This window comes from Volucribacter amazonae, from assembly GCF_029783845.1.
GTDB lineage: Bacteria > Pseudomonadota > Gammaproteobacteria > Enterobacterales > Pasteurellaceae > Volucribacter > Volucribacter amazonae.
This window is the reverse complement of the sequence record NZ_LWID01000001.1, coordinates 1,060,502-1,076,584: the sequence shown is the minus strand read 5'-3', so window position 1 is coordinate 1,076,584 and position 16,083 is coordinate 1,060,502. Positions and strand designations below refer to the sequence as shown.

At 39.8% G+C, this 16,083-nt stretch carries 20 protein-coding genes and 1 pseudogene; 19 read left to right on the top strand and 2 right to left on the bottom strand.

Features of this window, described 5'->3' with window-relative positions; genetic code table 11:
- Nucleotides 1-3 precede the first annotated feature (3 nt).
- The 18 genes from A6A20_RS05290 (at nt 4) to A6A20_RS05210 (ending at nt 14,235) form a co-directional block, all read left to right on the top strand.
- Nucleotides 4-219 (top strand): DUF2635 domain-containing protein, encoded by a 216-nt coding sequence (locus A6A20_RS05290; RefSeq protein ID WP_279572479.1) that lies wholly within the window; start codon nt 4-6, stop codon nt 217-219.
- On the top strand, nt 216-1,625 hold the full coding sequence (locus A6A20_RS05285) for a phage tail sheath subtilisin-like domain-containing protein (RefSeq protein WP_279572478.1): 1,410 nt from the start codon (nt 216-218) through the stop codon (nt 1,623-1,625). The genes A6A20_RS05290 and A6A20_RS05285 overlap by 4 nt, the downstream gene beginning before the upstream one ends.
- Nucleotides 1,626-1,634: 9 nt before the next feature.
- Complete coding sequence (locus tag A6A20_RS05280; RefSeq protein ID WP_279572477.1) at nt 1,635-2,006, top strand: phage tail protein; 372 nt, start codon at nt 1,635-1,637, stop codon at nt 2,004-2,006.
- 3 nt (nt 2,007-2,009) lie between these two features.
- Entirely contained in the window at nt 2,010-2,381 is a 372-nt protein-coding gene (locus tag A6A20_RS05275; protein WP_279572476.1) for a hypothetical protein, read from the top strand.
- Between the two features lie 104 nt (nt 2,382-2,485).
- Nucleotides 2,486-2,617 carry a hypothetical protein gene (locus A6A20_RS05270; protein ID WP_279572475.1) on the top strand — a complete coding sequence of 44 codons (132 nt, stop codon included), beginning with the start codon at nt 2,486-2,488 and terminating at the stop codon, nt 2,615-2,617.
- A 77-nt stretch (nt 2,618-2,694) separates the two neighbouring features.
- Nucleotides 2,695-5,025, top strand: a complete 2,331-nt coding sequence (locus A6A20_RS05265; protein WP_279572474.1) for a phage tail tape measure protein — start codon at nt 2,695-2,697, stop codon at nt 5,023-5,025.
- Nucleotides 5,025-6,341, top strand: a complete 1,317-nt coding sequence (locus tag A6A20_RS05260; RefSeq protein ID WP_279572473.1) for a DNA circularization protein — start codon at nt 5,025-5,027, stop codon at nt 6,339-6,341. The genes A6A20_RS05265 and A6A20_RS05260 overlap by 1 nt, the downstream gene beginning before the upstream one ends.
- Entirely contained in the window at nt 6,331-7,464 is a 1,134-nt protein-coding gene (locus tag A6A20_RS05255) for a phage baseplate assembly protein (protein ID WP_279572472.1), read from the top strand. Before A6A20_RS05260 ends, A6A20_RS05255 begins: the two co-directional genes overlap by 11 nt.
- Nucleotides 7,461-8,099 carry a phage baseplate assembly protein V gene (locus tag A6A20_RS05250; RefSeq protein ID WP_279572471.1) on the top strand — a complete coding sequence of 213 codons (639 nt, stop codon included), beginning with the start codon at nt 7,461-7,463 and terminating at the stop codon, nt 8,097-8,099. Before A6A20_RS05255 ends, A6A20_RS05250 begins: the two co-directional genes overlap by 4 nt.
- Nucleotides 8,100-8,171: 72 nt before the next feature.
- Nucleotides 8,172-8,522, top strand: coding sequence for a phage GP46 family protein (locus tag A6A20_RS05245; RefSeq protein WP_279572470.1), 351 nt, complete (start codon nt 8,172-8,174; stop codon nt 8,520-8,522).
- 14 nt (nt 8,523-8,536) lie between these two features.
- Nucleotides 8,537-9,601 carry a baseplate J/gp47 family protein gene (locus A6A20_RS05240; RefSeq protein ID WP_279572469.1) on the top strand — a complete coding sequence of 355 codons (1,065 nt, stop codon included), beginning with the start codon at nt 8,537-8,539 and terminating at the stop codon, nt 9,599-9,601.
- Nucleotides 9,598-10,179: a YmfQ family protein gene (locus A6A20_RS05235; RefSeq protein WP_279572468.1), complete on the top strand. Its 582-nt coding sequence runs from the start codon at nt 9,598-9,600 to the stop codon at nt 10,177-10,179. The genes A6A20_RS05240 and A6A20_RS05235 overlap by 4 nt, the downstream gene beginning before the upstream one ends.
- Nucleotides 10,180-10,182: 3 nt before the next feature.
- Nucleotides 10,183-11,592, top strand: a complete 1,410-nt coding sequence (locus A6A20_RS05230; protein WP_279572467.1) for a pyocin knob domain-containing protein — start codon at nt 10,183-10,185, stop codon at nt 11,590-11,592.
- Between the two features lie 13 nt (nt 11,593-11,605).
- Complete coding sequence (locus A6A20_RS05225) at nt 11,606-12,220, top strand: tail fiber assembly protein (RefSeq protein ID WP_279572466.1); 615 nt, start codon at nt 11,606-11,608, stop codon at nt 12,218-12,220.
- Nucleotides 12,217-12,723, top strand: coding sequence for an enoyl-CoA hydratase (locus A6A20_RS05220; protein WP_424585420.1), 507 nt, complete (start codon nt 12,217-12,219; stop codon nt 12,721-12,723). The genes A6A20_RS05225 and A6A20_RS05220 overlap by 4 nt, the downstream gene beginning before the upstream one ends.
- Nucleotides 12,680-13,045 (top strand): helix-turn-helix domain-containing protein, encoded by a 366-nt coding sequence (locus A6A20_RS05215; RefSeq protein ID WP_279572465.1) that lies wholly within the window; start codon nt 12,680-12,682, stop codon nt 13,043-13,045. The genes A6A20_RS05220 and A6A20_RS05215 overlap by 44 nt, the downstream gene beginning before the upstream one ends.
- 164 nt (nt 13,046-13,209) lie before the next feature.
- Nucleotides 13,210-13,326 carry a Com family DNA-binding transcriptional regulator gene (locus tag A6A20_RS12745; RefSeq protein WP_424585419.1) on the top strand — a complete coding sequence of 39 codons (117 nt, stop codon included), beginning with the start codon at nt 13,210-13,212 and terminating at the stop codon, nt 13,324-13,326.
- A gap of 57 nt (nt 13,327-13,383) precedes the next feature.
- The gene (locus A6A20_RS05210) at nt 13,384-14,235 is read left to right on the top strand and encodes a DNA adenine methylase (protein WP_279572464.1); all 852 of its coding nucleotides are present in this window, start codon (nt 13,384-13,386) and stop codon (nt 14,233-14,235) included.
- Nucleotides 14,236-14,250: 15 nt separating this feature from the next.
- Here A6A20_RS05210 and A6A20_RS05205 read toward each other — a convergent pair whose 3' ends face one another.
- Nucleotides 14,251-14,499 carry a hypothetical protein gene (locus tag A6A20_RS05205; protein WP_279572463.1) on the bottom strand — a complete coding sequence of 83 codons (249 nt, stop codon included), beginning with the start codon at nt 14,497-14,499 and terminating at the stop codon, nt 14,251-14,253.
- A gap of 236 nt (nt 14,500-14,735) precedes the next feature.
- On the opposite strand from A6A20_RS05205, the pseudogene A6A20_RS05200 reads away from it, so the two are divergent.
- Nucleotides 14,736-15,344 (top strand): annotated as a pseudogene (locus tag A6A20_RS05200) (carboxylesterase family protein); the annotation flags it as partial.
- Between the two features lie 385 nt (nt 15,345-15,729).
- Here A6A20_RS05200 and metJ read toward each other — a convergent pair.
- A complete protein-coding gene (gene metJ / locus A6A20_RS05195; RefSeq protein ID WP_279572462.1) occupies nt 15,730-16,047 on the bottom strand; it encodes a met regulon transcriptional regulator MetJ in 318 nt (105 codons plus the stop codon).
- Nucleotides 16,048-16,083: the final 36 nt, after the last annotated feature.

Below are 16,083 nucleotides of genomic sequence, written 5' to 3'. Positions count from 1 at the left end.
TCAGTGAAAATTCAAGTAAAAGCACGTGAAGGGGTAAAGGTTCCCTATGAACACCGTCCCTCTCTTTATATTACCGAGTTTGAGCCTGTAGAGGTGGAAAACAGTATTTATTATCAACGCCGTCTTGCTGATGGTGATCTATTTATGGTGGTGCAGACTGGACAGACAGCAGAACCGCCAAAAACGCAGAGTAAAAACAAGAAAGGAGCGAATGAATGAGTATTGAATTTAATCATATCCCACAATCCTTGCGTAAGCCCGGGGTTTATACCGAATACAACAATAAAGGGGCAGTAAATAGCTTACCCAATAATAAACAAGAGGTGTTGATTATTGCCCCAATGACAAAAGAAAATGCTATGGCATTTACGGGGGCTATCCAAATTTATTCAGATAAAGAAGCAATGAGTTATTTTGGGGCTGGCTCGTGGGCGCATTTGATGAGCAAAATCGCCATTCGCAATAATAGTTTGCTGAATTTATCGGTTATTGGGCTTAAAGATAATAGTGCTGGTGTGGCAGCTACCGCCACTGTTACCTTAAACGGCACAGCGACAGTGATTGGTGTTATGGGGGTTAACATTGGTGGCACAGAATATAAAATCTCGGTCAATAAAAGCGAAGATGCGGCAACCGTGGCAAACCGTTTAACGGCGGTGATTAATGCTGGCGAAGAGTCGTTAGTGAGTGCAACGGTATCCAGTAAAACCATTACCTTAACTGCCAAATCCAAAGGGCAAATTGGTAATGAAATTGCCTTAAGTACCTATAACTCTGTGTCCGATATGACCATTGCGGCGACTTCTTTCACTGGTGGGCAAGAAAATGCTGATATAGCCCCCGCTTTAGCCAGTGTAGCAGGGACGAAATATGATGTGATTATCAGTGCTTTTTCTGATGAGAAAAATGCGGTGGCTTTGCGTGAACATTTGGCGACAGTTTCCGCTCCCCTTGAGAAAAAGCCCGGTATTGGGGTATTGGGCTGGCGTGATAGTCTTGCCACTGGCACGACATTTACGGGTAAATTAAATGCAGAACGGCTCACTGTGGGTTGGTATAAGGGTTGTATACAAGGAAATGCGTTAATTGCGGCAGGGTATGGTGCGATTATTGCTGGCGAGGAAGATCCTGCCAAACCGCTAAATACTCTGGAAATTAAAGGGTTAAGTTTAGTTGATGTGAGCAATACGCCATTACTTACCGAGGCTAACCAAGCGCTCTATAATGGTTTAACGCCAATTACGATGGTGAATCAGCGGGTACAAATTATGCGAGCTATTACCACTTATACTAAGTCCGCCACGAATACTGATGACCCAAGTTATTTAGACTTAACCACTATTCGCACTTTGGATTATGTGCGTAAAGCGGTAGAACAACGCCTAGAGTTACGCTTTCCACGGGATAAGCTCAGCCAACGTACGCCGAAAAAAGTGCGGTCAGAAATCATTGATGTTTTAGTCAAAATGGAAGAGGCTGAAATTTTGGAAAATGTACAAAGCCATTTAGCCAAACTCATGGTGGAGCGAGATAACGTGGACGTTAATCGCTTAAATTTAGCCATTCCGACTGATGTGGTAAATGGTTTACATATTATTGCTAACCGAATTGATTTGATTTTATAGGGGTAAACAATGGAAAAATATGCAGGCTCTGTGGTGCTTGAAGTGGACGGCAAAGAAATTGAAGTAACAGATTTAAGCGTAACCAAACAAACAGGGCGAAAGTTAGTTAAAACCATGAATAGTCAGGGTATTGCTAAAGGGTTTGCCCAAGGTATTGCCGTATGGGAGTTGAGTTTAACGGCAGCGATGCCTATTGATGGTTCGGAAATTGATTGGGCGGAGATCAGTGATGCGAAAGTAACCATTTATCCCCTTAATCAAGAAGAAAAACGCACTTCTTACCTCGGTTGTTTTACCACACAAGTGGGCGAAAAATACACCGTAGATAATGAGGCGGTGATTGATATTCAAATGAATGCCTTAAAAGAAATCAAGGAGTAATCAATGAAAAGTAAATTATTGCTAGGCTTAAACTATCAAGGCAATACCTATTATGCGTTTAGGGCAAATTTATTGACGGTAGCAGGTGAATGCCGAGCTTTAGAAACCATTGAAGAAATGGGCTTATCCTTAGACGACTTAACCAATGAACAGAGCGATAAACATACAAAGCAGAATATTGCATTAATTGATTTGGCGTTTATTTGTCAACAAGTGAGCTTTGAGGGAATACCTTCTTCTGACTTAACCCCTCAGTATTTGCTTGAACACTTGGCGAGTACTGATTATGCCCTTATCAATGAGGTATTAGACGAATTAAGAAAAAAGCGAATCGTCGCTGGAAATGGCGAACCCCATATAAATCAGGGCGAATAAATACGACCCAAAGACAATATGGGCTACCGCAGGCTTACCGTAGTTATCAACAAAGCACAATTTTATTAAGCAAAATTGGCTTTAATGCCGAGCAGGTTTGGCAAATGCCGATTGTTGAATTAACGAGCTGGATTAACCATTATCTTAATAGCCTTGGTATTAACGATCCTTCGCCAAAAGGCGAGCGAAAGCAGGGCAATACCGTTCATTACAATGTGGTAAGAAAAAAAGAGTAACACAGTAAATAGGGGGAGGTGGCATACTCCCCCTTTTTTTATTGAATATTTAAATGGCTTTTAACAGGAATTTAAAAATGGCAACGATGAATTTAGAAATGATCGTTAAGGCAAAAGATTTTGCCAGTAAGCAATTTAAGCAAGTGTTAGATAATGTTAAACGGACATCAAAAAATATTGATGAAATTAGCAAACAAACGCAAAAAAATCAGCAAAACGCCGCCAATAATGTGGGCAAGACTGCTGAACAGATTGCTAAACGTCAGCTAGAAACAGCAAAGCGATTAAATCAAGCTAAAGAGCATTTAGGGATTCGCAGTGAGCATCGTATTCAGCGGGAAATTCAACGCACCATAGCCGCCTATAACCGTTTACAACGTAGTGGTACAGCGAGTAGCAAAGAATTAGCCAGAGCGGCAGAGGCTCAACGGTTACGCCTTGCAAAATTAAATGAAGAAATGGTAAAAGTGGAGAAAAGCCATACCCGAATAAACAATACAGGGAATGGGCAACGCTTAACCAATATAGGGCGTGGTGTAATGGGCGTGGCGGCTGGGGTTACTGCGGGGGCTATGGTAATGGCGCAACCAATGAAACGAGAAATGGATTTTGACCGTCAATTAGCGATGACTGCAAATACTGCTTTTGTGGAACGTGATGTACAGGGACGAATTGCAGGAAAAAAAGCGTTATTTGATGCTGTTGAGAAAGCAGTAAATGCGGGAGGGGGTTCAAAAGAAGAAGCCTTAGGGGCATTAGATACAATGATCGCTTCTGGCGCGGTATCAGCACAGACAGCGATAAATTTATTACCAACTTTACAAAAAGGGGCTGTTGCTACAGGGGCAGATCCTAATGATTTAGCTAAGATTGCTATTTCATCAATGCAACAATTTGGTATTAGAGAAGAAGATATTGGCATCGTATTAGATAAAGCCGTCGCTGCAGGTCAAGCAGGTAATTTTGAGCTGGCAGATATGGCGAGATGGCTACCAAAACAAATGGCGGCGGCAAAACAAGCAGGCATTTCGGGTTTAGAGGGGCTTGATACGTTATTGGTTGCTAACCAGCAAGCAAGGGTAACTGCAGGAACCAGTGATGAAGCAGGTAATAACCTTGTAGATCTCTTAGCTAAAATGACTGCCAAAGAAACTAATGAGCGTTTTAAAAATTTAAAAATAAAAGGCAAAGACGGCAAAGAACATGGCGTAGATTTTATTGCCTCTATGGAGGCGGAAAAAGCCAGCGGTAAAAATTCACTAGAAGCCTTTAACGCCATTATGGATATGATTATCGGCGAAGATGAACAATATAAGCAATTACAAGAACGCTTAAAAACTGCCTCAAGTTCAGAACAAAAAACATTATTAGATCAGATGACAAACTTGATGGAAGGGAAAGCTATTGGGCAAATTCTTTCTGATAGACAAGCGTTAATGGCTTATTTAGGGATTCGTAATAATTTACAACTTGGTAATGAAGTCAAAGAAAGTTTAGCTGATAGTGAAGGTGCGGTGGATAAGTCCCATGCGGTGATTGCCGATACCAATGCTTTTAAAACGGAACAATTAAAAAATACTGCGGATTTTGCTCAAATGAAGTCCATGAAAGAGCTGAATGATAAGTTTGGCGATGTCAGCGAGAAATTAACTGAGTATGCTCAACAATATCCTAATCTTACAGCAGCATTAACAGGTGCGGCAACAGGCATTAGTGCATTAGGAACGGCAGCATTAGCTGCAGCAGGTTCTGTAGCTTTGCTCGGAGGTGGAAAAGGTGTTGGAAATGTCCTAAAAAATGGAACCCAAACCGCTACTGCTGTTGCTGCTGGCGGTGTTGCCTCTAAAGCCAAAAATGTTATTAAAGCAGGTGCAATTCCTTTAATTGCAACAACAGTTTTTACTTCGCCTGACTTAGATGAAGAAACTCAATCCACCTTAGATTTACAGCATAAAGTGCAAGCTGGGCAAGCCAGTGATGAAGAAAAGTTGTTATTGGCTAAAAGAATAGAGTTTGCCCGAAAAGAGGCACTATTGTTTGAAGCTTTACGCAATACGGACGGTGGTTGGGGATCAACATTAACACGTAAAAGTGTTGAAATTGACTCAATTAAATACCTAGAAAATCGGTTAGCGACAGGCGATATTAATCAGGAACAACGTACTCAAATTTTAGAACGCATCAACCGCTATGCTAAGGAAGAAAGTCGCTTATATCAGCCAAGTATTGATTTATCTGCTCATGTGCAGTCCATGGCTGAAACGTCCATTAAACTTGCTGAAGGGATCAGCGCATTGGCAAATCAACATAATACGATACAAAACCATATTACTGTTGATCTTGATAGTCGAGTGGTTGCCGAGCAAGTTTCTGAATATCAATATCAACATTTTAATCGGGGGCAATAATGAAAGGCTGGACAATGCCCATTCAGCGAGCAAGTTACCGTAATGTGCGTTTTGAAGTATTAAGTGTGGAAAATAGCTTTGAACGAGTTATGGCTGAACACGCTTACCCTTTTGTAAATGGGGCGGATATTGAGGATATGGGCTTAAATCCGCATAGTGTGCGATTACAAGCTATTTTCTATGGGCAAGAGTATTATACGGATTTTAAGAAGTTTTTAGAGGTACTAAAAAAGCAAGGGGCGGATACTCTCGTTCATCCAATTTTAGGGCGTATGCCAAATATGATTTGTTATTCTGCCTCATTTAAACACGAGGCAGATTATATTAATTATGTGTTAGTTGATTTAAGTTTCAAAGAGGCGACACCCGCCAAGCCAATTTTTGTATTTGAAAATTCATTACTCAATAAAATTGATGAATACTTAAACAAATTAGAGAATTTTATTGATGATATTTATGCCTTTTATGGCGAAGTGATGAGTTATGTGGCATTTGCCTTTAATGTGAAAGCACGCTTACTCGGCGCTTGGGGTGCTATAAGTGGTATTGTTAGCCAAGCCTTAGGGCTATTTGAGTTAGGTAAGGATTTTATTAGCCTACCTTCAAATGTGACCGCAGATAATTTTGGCTTAACGGCAAGTAAAGCATTGCAAGGCTTAAATCATATTATTAAAACAGGGACAACACAAAGTGCAAAAGTAAATCAGCTAACCATAAAATCTCGCTTTGATGATGTGTTAGTGAATACCCAAGCTATTTTGGCAATCCCTAAAAATTTGGTATCAGGTAAAAACCAAAAAGAACGGATTAAATCACGTGTTACCTCATTAACCAGTACAGATATTGTGGAGATTAGTTGCGCATTACAATTACTTTGTACAGCAAACTTAGCTAGTGTGGCGGTTGAAATCATTGAATCTGAACAAGAGATTACCCCAAATGATATTGAATATATTTGTACCCAAGTTAAACAGGCTTGTTTAGAGGGGATTTTGGCAGTACGGGCGTTACAAACCAGTGCAACGAATACCACAGATTTACAACAAGCTCAAACGGCGGTCTATGAAAAAGCCCATCGGGTGATTGAACAATTACGAGATATTGCCGCTCAAACCACACAATTAGCGATTTCAGCCATTAATCGTAAACCGCCATTGATTATTCGCACCGTTGAAATCAGTGGCACATTACAGCAAGTGGCGCATCATTTTTATCAAGATTATCAACGAGCAAATGAGTTATTACGGCTCAATGCCCATATTCGCCACCCTAATTTTATTGCTTGCGGCGAGGTATTAAATAGTTATGCGGAATAATAAAACGGATAATAGCTACCCTTTCGATAATGAAATTGTGGTAGAGATTGATGGAAAGCAACATAAAAATTGGAAGAGTTATGAGATTGATAGCGATTTTTTGATCCCTGCGGATAGCTTTAGCTTTAATATTGGTCTGCCAGCAGAAAGCACACAGATCCCCAATTATACGGGGAAAACCGCAAAGGTGCTGATTAATGATGAGTTAGTGCTAACAGGGATCATTGATACAACCAGACATAATATTAGCAAAGGCAACCGCACTTTTTCGCTAAATGGACGAGATAAGGCAGCTATCTTACTGGATTGCTCTGCACCGCAAATCAATGTAAAAGGGCTGACGGTGTTACAAGCTATTGAGCAGATTGTTAAACCTTTAGGCATTACCAACGTCCAACTGAAAGCCGAATCCAATCCTATATTGGATAAGGTGGATATTAATGTGGGGGAAAGTGCGTGGCAAGCAATAATGAATTGTGCAAATTCTGCTGGCTTACATTGTTGGTTTGAGCCTGATGGCGTGTTGGTTGTCGGCGGTGCAGATTATTCTACGCCACCAGTGGCAACCCTTTGTTGTAATAAATCAGGTGATAAAAATAATGTATTAGAAGCCTCTTTGATGTTTGATTATTCGCAATCTTACAGCCATATTACTTTTTTAGCCCAACGGCATGGGCGAAGTAATGACGAAAGTAAACACGATTTAAAATGGGTTTATGAAGCAGAAAATGCCCCAAGTTATAAACCGAAAACCATCGTGATTGCTGATGTTGAGAACCTTGAGGCTTTGCAAAAGAAAGCCAAGAAATTTATTTCAGATAGCTTGCTTGAACAATTTGATTTAACGCTCATTGTTGCTGATCATAAAACCGCATCGGGCGAATTATGGCGACCCGGGCAACGAGTTCATGTTATTTGTGAAGAATATGGTATTGATGCTATTTTCTTTTTAATGGGCAGACGTTTTATGTTGACAAAATTTGGTGGTACACAAACAGAATTAAGGCTAAAAGAAGATGGTGTTTGGACGCCTGATGCCTACGCCGCAAAATCAGAAAAAGCGAGAAAACGCAAAGGGAAAGGAAAATTATTGGTATCAGACGGTCAAGGGGGCTGGAAATGAGACGCTTAGGGCAACAATTAAAAAATATGGGGCAACATATTGCTGAAAGTCTGCGGCAGGCGTTTCGTGGGCGAATTAACCTTGTTAATTCACAAGATAATATTCAAAAAGTACAGCTCTCTGCATTGGCTGATGAAACATTGCAAGATGTGGAGTTTATCCAACATTTTGGTTTGACCTCTGTACCACCTGCTAACAGCCAAGCCATTATTTTGCCTTTAGGCGGGGAAACGAGCCATAGCGTTGTGATTGCAACGGAGCATGGCAGTTTTAGATTAAAAGCACTGCAAGAGGGCGAAGTCGCTATTTATGATCAAAGTGGCAGTTCTGTGATATTAAAACAGGGTAAACTGATTGAAATGCACTGCGAGAATTTGATTATTAATGCCAGCCAAAAAGTGCAAATTAACTCGCCATTGGTGGAAACCTCACAAGTTTTAACCGCACAGGGACAAATCAATGGCAATGGCGGTATGGCAATTCAAGGTGGCAATGGGGCAACCTTTAATGGTAACATTTCTCAGTCTTCGGGCGACTATAAAACAACAGGCGATGTGGTGGCGAATGGTAAGTCATTGGTTAATCATAAACACAAAGAACAAGGCGATGGTCAACCAACATCAGCACCGTTGTAACGTTCTAATATAAAAAGGGGTGCTGAACCCCTTCGACCTCTCTCCTCTCTCATAAATCCTTATTCTGTCGCTATGGACAGAGAATTAAACACCGCCACAGGCGATTACAACGGTCAAAATACGACTTCATTGCAAAATACGGTTTATATTCGTTTAACTACGCCATTAGGGAGTTGGTGGGCAAATCCAGCACTTGGCTCATTGTTACATACTTTACCGCGTGAAAAAGACGTTGAACGTGTGGGATTGCTGGCTCAACAATATGCGGAAGAAGCCTTACAGCCTTTGCTTGATGATAAGCGAGTAAAAACCCTATTAGTAACATATCAGCAACCGAAAAATGGTTGGTTATTGTTATTTATTGAAGTAACAGATAATCGTGGAGAACATTATCAATTTCAGCACCCTGTAAAAGTGATTTAACGAGAGATTTAACGATGTTTAAAACCCCAACATTAACGGAAATTAGACAGCAATTATTAAGGGATTATCAATCCCTTGTACCAGATATTGATATAGCGGAAGACTCGGATACTTATGCAAGGGCAAGTGTATTAGCTGCAATGGCAGAAGGGCTTTATGCCCACCAGTCTTGGTTATTTCGCCAATTTTTTCCTGATACTGCTGACAGTGATTTTTTAGAAAAACACGCCAATTTGCGTGGTATTCGCCGTCGTAATGCCACTTATGCCAGCGGAACAGGCGCAACCATTACAGGCAAGGAAAATGCCATTGTTGCCGCAGGCTTAGTGATTAAAACTGCAAATAATCAATTTTATACCACAACACAAGAGGTCATTATTCCATCATCAGGCAGTGTTGAGGTTTCAGTCAAAGCAATGGCTCAAGGCAGTCAACAGAATATCACTCACACTACGCAGGCAAGTTTTATGTCAGCCCCTGTTGGCGTGCAGTCAGAGGTGCTCTTAAATAATGTTGTTGGCGGCACAGATGCGGAAAGCGACAGTGCATTATTAGCCCGTTTACTGGAAAAAATCCGCCGTCCTGCAGCAGGCGGCAATCGTTATGACTATCGTAATTGGGCTTTAGAGGTGGACGGTGTAGAAGCCGCTTTTGTTTATCCGTTAAGACGAGGTTTGGGGACGGTTGATATTGCGATTACAGCCAATAATGATATTCCCAGTGATGACACTATTCGCCGTTGTCAGGCTTATATTGACGAAGTTCGCCCTGTTACTGCCAAAGAATCGTTGGTTGTTAAACCTGATGTCAGCAAAATTCATTTTAATATTAAAGTGAGTATTGTAGATACTAGTCTTGATGAGATTACACAGGCAATAAAATCTGCATTACAAACCCATTTTAACAGTATTGAGCCGGGCGATAGTTTTATTGTTTCACAATGTGAAGCCATTGTATCAGATTTGATCGGCGTGGTTGACCGCAAATTTATATCGCCAACCCGTAATCAAACCGCAGATACCACCAGTAAAATTGAATGGTTTAGATTGGGTAATGTGAATGTGGAGCTAATGGCATGACGGATTATAAAACGGGCTTAGCTAAACTTTATCCGCCAGTGTCTTATAACATTAACGGCGAACATTTGCTTATTCAGTGTGAGGTTGATGGCAATGCTTTTGAACGCTTAGAACAAGGAGCAACAGAGTTACTGAATGTGGTTGACCCCCAAACCAGTAATCAAATGCTAGCAGATTGGGAGCGATTGTGTGGCATTAAAACCAACTTAAATCTGACTTATAGCCAACGAGTAAGAAAAGTTATTTTACAGCTTAATGCCATTGGTGGTTTATCCATTCCTTATTTTACTCAACTTGCCGAATCCATTGGCTATCAAATTGAAATAAAGGAATTTTCTCCACTTAACAATGATTTGCCTAATGTGGGTGATATTCCCATTGCTAACTCGTCAACGGACACGTTGATTTATATGTGGCGTGTTACGGTGATAAATGGCGATGACAATATTATTTATTTTCGTGCTGGACAATCTTTAGCGGGAGAGCGGTTAGTCCAATTTGGCGACCGTGTGATAGAAGAGTTTTTTAAAGATTTAAAGCCCGCTCACACGTATTGTTATTTTGCATACAAAGGATAAGCGATGAAAGATTTACTAAAAAAAATTAATTCCAATGATGGTAATTTCCATAATGGTAATCCCGCCACAGGTGAGCAAGGGACAAGAGTTACTGCAGAGTGGTTAAATGACAATCAGAATACTTTAATCAGCTATGGTGAGGAGCTGAATTATGTATTAACACAAGCTAAACTTTCGCCTATTCCAAGTAAGAAAACACAGCTTTATGAGGCGATTGTGAACGTAATAAAAGCTATTACTGGCACGCCCTTTCAGAATTTTTCAGCCACTTCTTCCTTGAACAATATGACCAATTTAAATGATTTAAAAGGGACAGGAAAATACGGTGTTTATTCGCAAAGTAGTAATAGCAACGCCCTTACGGCATTAAACTATCCAGAACAAAAAGCAGGAACGCTATTTGTTCTGCCCTCTGCTTATCAAGGTATTCAGCTTTATGTACCGTTTGATAATCAAATCATCTATATTCGCCGAACCAATCAAGCCAGTGGGTTTGAAAATTGGCGAATTATCGGCGAGGTAATTGATAATTTAAATAGCGATAGCAAAACCGCAGGCTTATCCGCTCGTCAGGGGAAATTATTAAACGAGAATAAAGCCGAAAAAACCGAGGTAATGCCCTTACAACGAACTTCATTATCAGCCACTGATGATTTAAATGATTTCCGTCAAAATGGCATTTTTGCACAAACAACCTCTGCTCGTGCATCTATTGAGAGAAATTACCCCGAGGCTGTCGCAGGGGTTTTAGAAGTGCTATATAACGGCAATTTCCAACGTTATACCACCTTTAATAGTGTTTGCTATCAGCGAGATTATCGTAGTGGTAAATGGCAAGATTGGCGGCGAGTGGATTCATTGGGTAAGGTTGATCGGACTGGGGATACTATCAATGGATTATTACGTATTAATGCTCAATCTGGTTGGTCTTTACTACGGTTAGGGACAAATCAAGGATATTGGGATTTAGAAGTCAATCCAAATAGTGAGAGTGATAGACGGTTAAATCTTAAATATACAAATGATAGTGGTTCATCAACCTATATTCGTTTTCCTGCAACAAGGGTAGAACAGAATATCGCCTATCAAAGTTGGGTAACAGAACAAGCAAAAAACTATGTGAATAAAGATGATTTTACCCAGAATCTCAGTGGCACAGGTTGGTGCAAATTACCAAATGGCTTAATTTTACAATGGGGTCAGGTATCTGATGCAGGAAATAAATCATTTCCTATCGCATTCCCAAATGTCGCACTTATCGTTTTAGCTACAAATATTAATAGGCAAGGAGATCGTGTAGATAATTCTTTTGCTTATGTAGTTGATAAAGCAACATTTTATTATGGAGCAAAATCAAGTGCATTCAATGGAGTAACAGGAAGTGCAGGAGCATTTTTAGCAATAGGATATTAAAACGGAGAGATATATGTATTTTTATGATAAACAAACAAATGGTTTTTATTTACAGGGACTACACAAAATCCCTGAAAATGCGGTTGAAATCAGCGAAGAAAAATATAAAGAACTATTAGCAGGGCAATCACAAGGCAAAACCATTATTGCCGATGAAAATGGCTCGCCAATTTTAATTGAACCACAGCCTAGCCCTTGCCATATTTTAAAGGGGAGTGAATGGGTTATTGATGAAAACAAGCAACAAGCCTATCTCGCCAGTCTTCGGCAACAATTAAGCAATGACATTGATAATAAAGCCGCCGATATTTCTACTTATTGGACTCGTTTTATCAATGAATATCAAGAACGAGAGGCGGCGGCATTGGCATTCAAACAAGCAAACTATCAAGGCGAGCCGAGTGTTTATATCACAAGTTTTTCAAGCGTAGCGGGCTTAGATAATCAAGCCGCAGTTGAGTTGATTTTAAAACAAGCGGCAGAGTTGAGAGCCTTGCAAGAACAGCTTGCTATACAACGAATGCGAAAATATGAGTTGAAAAATGAGGCACTTGATGAATCGCAACTGCAAGCAATCTATCAAGATATTATTAACAAAATGAATGAACTGGCGGAGAAAGCATCATGAAAACACAAGTCTATTTAGCCTTTTACAAAGGCAAAAAACAAGGTTGGAAACCGAAAGCTGTGATTGCACGATTAAGCGATTGGCTAACAAGAAAACTGACAAAAGGCATTTATTCTCATTGTGAAATTGTGATAAAAGCAGAGGGAGAAGAGCATTATCAATGTTATTCCTCAAGTATTCGTGATGGCGGTGTGCGGCAGAAAACGATGTTACTGGATAGTGATAAATGGGATTTGATTGAGTTGTTTGGCGTTAATGAAGCCCAAATTATTCGCTATTTTAACCAAACCCAAGGTAGTCGTTACGATTGGTTTGGGGCAATCGGTGTGGTATTTGGTATCCCTCACGCACGTTCAAAATTCTTTTGTTCAGAATGGTGTGCGAATGCGATAAATGGTGGTACACAAGGCTGGCGGTTTAGCCCAAATGATTTGGCGGCGATTTTTAGAGTAAAGCAAAATGAAAAGGGTAAAGCTGACAGAGTTTGGCAAAGCAGTTCGTAAAGCAAGGGTTGATGCCAATGAAACTTTGTACAGTATGGCAAAAGCCATTGGTACAAGTCCCTCATTTTTAAGTGGTATGGAAACGGGACGCAAAAAAATTACAGTTAAATGGGTAGAAAAAATTGTAGTATTTTTTCAAGAAAGAAATATACAGACTGATAATTTTCAAATGTTAGCGGAGATTTCTAATCATGCTATATCGGTAAAAGGCTTACCATTACAACAACAGATACTTATCGCAGAATTGGCTAAATCTGTGATGACGATAGAGCAATTAAAAACACTTGCAATTTTGGTTAAACAAGTCAATCAAGGAGTATAACAAAAATGATTTTATAATGTGAGAACTAAGGAAAAAGACGGTATCGTTAGTTGGTCGCAACAACTAACGATAGCCTAAGCAGAACCACCCTGCATAAGCCCGTGACCGTCCTGTCTGACCAGACGGGCGGATCTTAACATAAAACCGCTTAAAATGGGAAAATTATGCAGATAAAGGAATATCGTTGTCGTTGCTGTAAAAAGCTACTAGCACGAGCGAAAAATGCACAAAGTTTAGAGATAAAATGCGTGCGTTGTAAGAAAATCAACAGTTTCAATTAACTTAGAGTGTCGGAGCATCAAGAATGCCAGAACGCCATAATTTAAAGGAGCTAAATTATGGCAAATAAAACAAAATCTTTACATTTCACTCAAGCCCCACTGCCGTTTGTGGGGCAAAAAAGGCTGTTTTTAAATCAGTTTAAAGCCTTGTTAAATCAGCATTTAACCGATGATGGCGAGGGCTGGACGATTGTTGATGTGTTTGGCGGGAGTGGGTTATTAAGCCACGTCGCTAAGCAAATTAAGCCTAAAGCAAGGGTTATTTATAACGATTATGACAGCTATGCCGAGCGGTTAGCGCATATTGATGATATAAATCGTCTGCGGGCAGAACTTTGGCAGCTGCTTGATGGCAAGGTGGAAAGTAAGAAGCGATTACCGCCTGCCCTGAAACAGCAAGTCATCGCCAAAATTGAAGCCTTTAAGGGCTCTAAGGACTTAAATACCTTAGTGGACTGGTTGTTATTCAGCGGGCAACAGGCTGCCACCTTTGAGGATTTTTATCGCCAAGACTTTTGGTTTAGAGTGCGTAAAACCCCTTATGCCAGTGCAGAACATTACTTAGATGGTTTGGAAATTGTGAGCGAAAGTTTTCATCAGTTAATGCCAAAATTTCAGGATAATCCCAAAGCCTTGCTGATTCTTGACCCGCCTTATTTATGTACTCATCAAGCTAGCTATCGTCAAGCCCATTATTTTGATTTAATTGATTTTTTACGCTTGATTAACCTTACAAGACCGCCCTATTTGTTCTTTAGTTCGACCAAATCGGAATTTATTCGTTTTATTGACTATATGATTGAGGATAAGGTGGATAATTGGCAAATTTTTGAGAGCTATCAGCGTATTGTTAATACTTCCACCAGTTATGCGGGGAGATATGAGGATAATTTAGTCTATAAATTCTAAGGCAATCCCCGCCATTTAGCGGGGAAATTCGGATTTTAAGGCGTAAAAATCAGGCGTTGTGCTGTGGTTGGTTAATAAATAAAAACTGACGAGTTTATCATGTAAGTGGGAATGGCGACCTGTAAAGCGGATAGGCGTAAACGCCAGTTTATAGGTTACCCCCTCAAAGGTATAGGTATCGTTGCTGATGGTTTCTTTCCCTGTTTTTACAATGCGTAAAGCAAATTCGGTCAGCATTTCGTGGTGGGTTCTGAGTTTTAACATTGTTTTCTCCTTAATTAGTAAGCTATTGTATTAAAGACAGCTTCGCTCGGAATGCAATGAAAGTGAAGTGTTACTATATATAAAGTAGACTGACTGCGGTTCAAATAGGCTGGAGGGGTATGGATGTCTGGTTTTATTTTATAATAATATTCATCTCATTTTTATTTGCATAAAACCAAATATTAATTTTATGCAAATAATTTTATAACTTTATGCAAAAAATTTTGCGAACTTACAGAGCAATCTCAACCTTAGCTTATGAACAAAGTTTTGTTCTTGCACCACAATACCAAACGCCATTTGATCCTTTTGACAATATAGAGAAAGGACAACGTGGTGGTATTCATTGGCAAACAGATAACCGACAACAACTACTCTTAAAAATGATTGATCAAACCTTAGCTGACAATCCCAATATTGACACTAATAGAATTTATCTAATCGGATTATCAAGAGGAGCAGAGGGAGCATTAAATCTTTTGCTAAAACGACCGCACTTTTTTGCTGGAGCCTTGCTACTTAGTGGACGAGAGGCACATAGCCTTGAGTGGATCGATGGTAATGCCACCAAAGATAACCTCGCTAGTATCAAGCATATACCCATTTGGTTTATTCATAGTCAAGAAGATAAAATTGCCCCCGTAACAGGCTCTCAAAAAAACTATCAAATACTTCGTTCACTTAACGCCCCTTTTGTGAAATACAATGAATTAATATTTCAACAAGTTGGCGACAATGGAATGATTAACAATAATGCTCATAATAGTTGGGATATGGCATTTGATAGTCCCACAGTAATAAATTGGTTATTGCAACAAAGACGTTCATCAACGGAAAGAAAATAGTGGGTAAGTAAAAATCTTCTGTGTGATCTGAATCCAAAAGTTGGACTCATTTCATCAAGCTTATCATTTGATATTGCTAGCTTTGGTTGGAATGTAGTATCGGTTTGCTCCTGTCAAGTTTGGTAATACCCAATTACAGTTTATCAAACGGTTATTGTAAGAAAAGGGAATTTGTCAAAGTATATTGAGGAAAGGAAATTGCTTTGATATAGCTGTCCCACTTTAAAATAATACAGCGTTGGCACACTTTGTCTTGTTTTAAATTGAGGGCGGTTATATTTTTTCACTTTCATTTCTCTGATTTGGCTAGCGGGGTTTTGACGTTGGTAACGGCAGAGAATAAATCGTGAAAAATATCCCAAAAAACTACCTTATCGGTAGTTTATTAATATTCCCATTGATCTGGATTGATCCCCATTTCACGCATAATTTGCTTTGCGGTTTCAGGGATTTCATCATGTCGCTCTTTAAGCAAATCTTCATCAGTAGGTAGGGGCTGTCCTGTAAAAGCGTGCAGAAATGCCTCACACAGTAATTCACTATTGGTAGCGTGGCGAAGATTGCGGATTTGGCGGCGTGTGCGTTCATTGGTCAAAATTTCTAAGACTTTAATGGGGATAGATACGGTAATTTTTTTTACTTGTTCACTTTTTTTACCATGCTCTGCATAGGGGCTAATATATTTTCCGTCCCAATTCGCCATAATTCTTTATCCTGATCCTCTACATAAATTGTGGGT

Excerpts from the sequence above, each read along its gene's own strand:
- A6A20_RS05215 (WP_279572465.1), top strand. The coding sequence starts at position 12,680 with ATGAAAAGGGTAAAGCTGACAGAGTTTGGCAAAGCAGTTCGTAAAGCA.
- A6A20_RS05275 (WP_279572476.1), top strand. The coding sequence starts at position 2,010 with ATGAAAAGTAAATTATTGCTAGGCTTAAACTATCAAGGCAATACCTAT.
- A6A20_RS05220 (WP_424585420.1), top strand. The coding sequence starts at position 12,217 with ATGAAAACACAAGTCTATTTAGCCTTTTACAAAGGCAAAAAACAAGGT.
- A6A20_RS12745 (WP_424585419.1), top strand. The coding sequence starts at position 13,210 with ATGCAGATAAAGGAATATCGTTGTCGTTGCTGTAAAAAGCTACTAGCA.
- A6A20_RS05285 (WP_279572478.1), top strand. The coding sequence starts at position 216 with ATGAGTATTGAATTTAATCATATCCCACAATCCTTGCGTAAGCCCGGG.
- metJ (WP_279572462.1), bottom strand. The coding sequence starts at position 16,047 with ATGGCGAATTGGGACGGAAAATATATTAGCCCCTATGCAGAGCATGGT.
- A6A20_RS05225 (WP_279572466.1), top strand. The coding sequence starts at position 11,606 with ATGTATTTTTATGATAAACAAACAAATGGTTTTTATTTACAGGGACTA.
- A6A20_RS05230 (WP_279572467.1), top strand. The coding sequence starts at position 10,183 with ATGAAAGATTTACTAAAAAAAATTAATTCCAATGATGGTAATTTCCAT.
- A6A20_RS05260 (WP_279572473.1), top strand. The coding sequence starts at position 5,025 with ATGAAAGGCTGGACAATGCCCATTCAGCGAGCAAGTTACCGTAATGTG.
- A6A20_RS05280 (WP_279572477.1), top strand. The coding sequence starts at position 1,635 with ATGGAAAAATATGCAGGCTCTGTGGTGCTTGAAGTGGACGGCAAAGAA.
- A6A20_RS05210 (WP_279572464.1), top strand. The coding sequence starts at position 13,384 with ATGGCAAATAAAACAAAATCTTTACATTTCACTCAAGCCCCACTGCCG.
- A6A20_RS05205 (WP_279572463.1), bottom strand. The coding sequence starts at position 14,499 with ATGTTAAAACTCAGAACCCACCACGAAATGCTGACCGAATTTGCTTTA.
- A6A20_RS05265 (WP_279572474.1), top strand. The coding sequence starts at position 2,695 with ATGGCAACGATGAATTTAGAAATGATCGTTAAGGCAAAAGATTTTGCC.
- A6A20_RS05270 (WP_279572475.1), top strand. The coding sequence starts at position 2,486 with ATGCCGATTGTTGAATTAACGAGCTGGATTAACCATTATCTTAATAGC.
- A6A20_RS05240 (WP_279572469.1), top strand. The coding sequence starts at position 8,537 with ATGTTTAAAACCCCAACATTAACGGAAATTAGACAGCAATTATTAAGG.
- A6A20_RS05255 (WP_279572472.1), top strand. The coding sequence starts at position 6,331 with ATGCGGAATAATAAAACGGATAATAGCTACCCTTTCGATAATGAAATT.
- A6A20_RS05245 (WP_279572470.1), top strand. The coding sequence starts at position 8,172 with ATGGACAGAGAATTAAACACCGCCACAGGCGATTACAACGGTCAAAAT.
- A6A20_RS05235 (WP_279572468.1), top strand. The coding sequence starts at position 9,598 with ATGACGGATTATAAAACGGGCTTAGCTAAACTTTATCCGCCAGTGTCT.
- A6A20_RS05250 (WP_279572471.1), top strand. The coding sequence starts at position 7,461 with ATGAGACGCTTAGGGCAACAATTAAAAAATATGGGGCAACATATTGCT.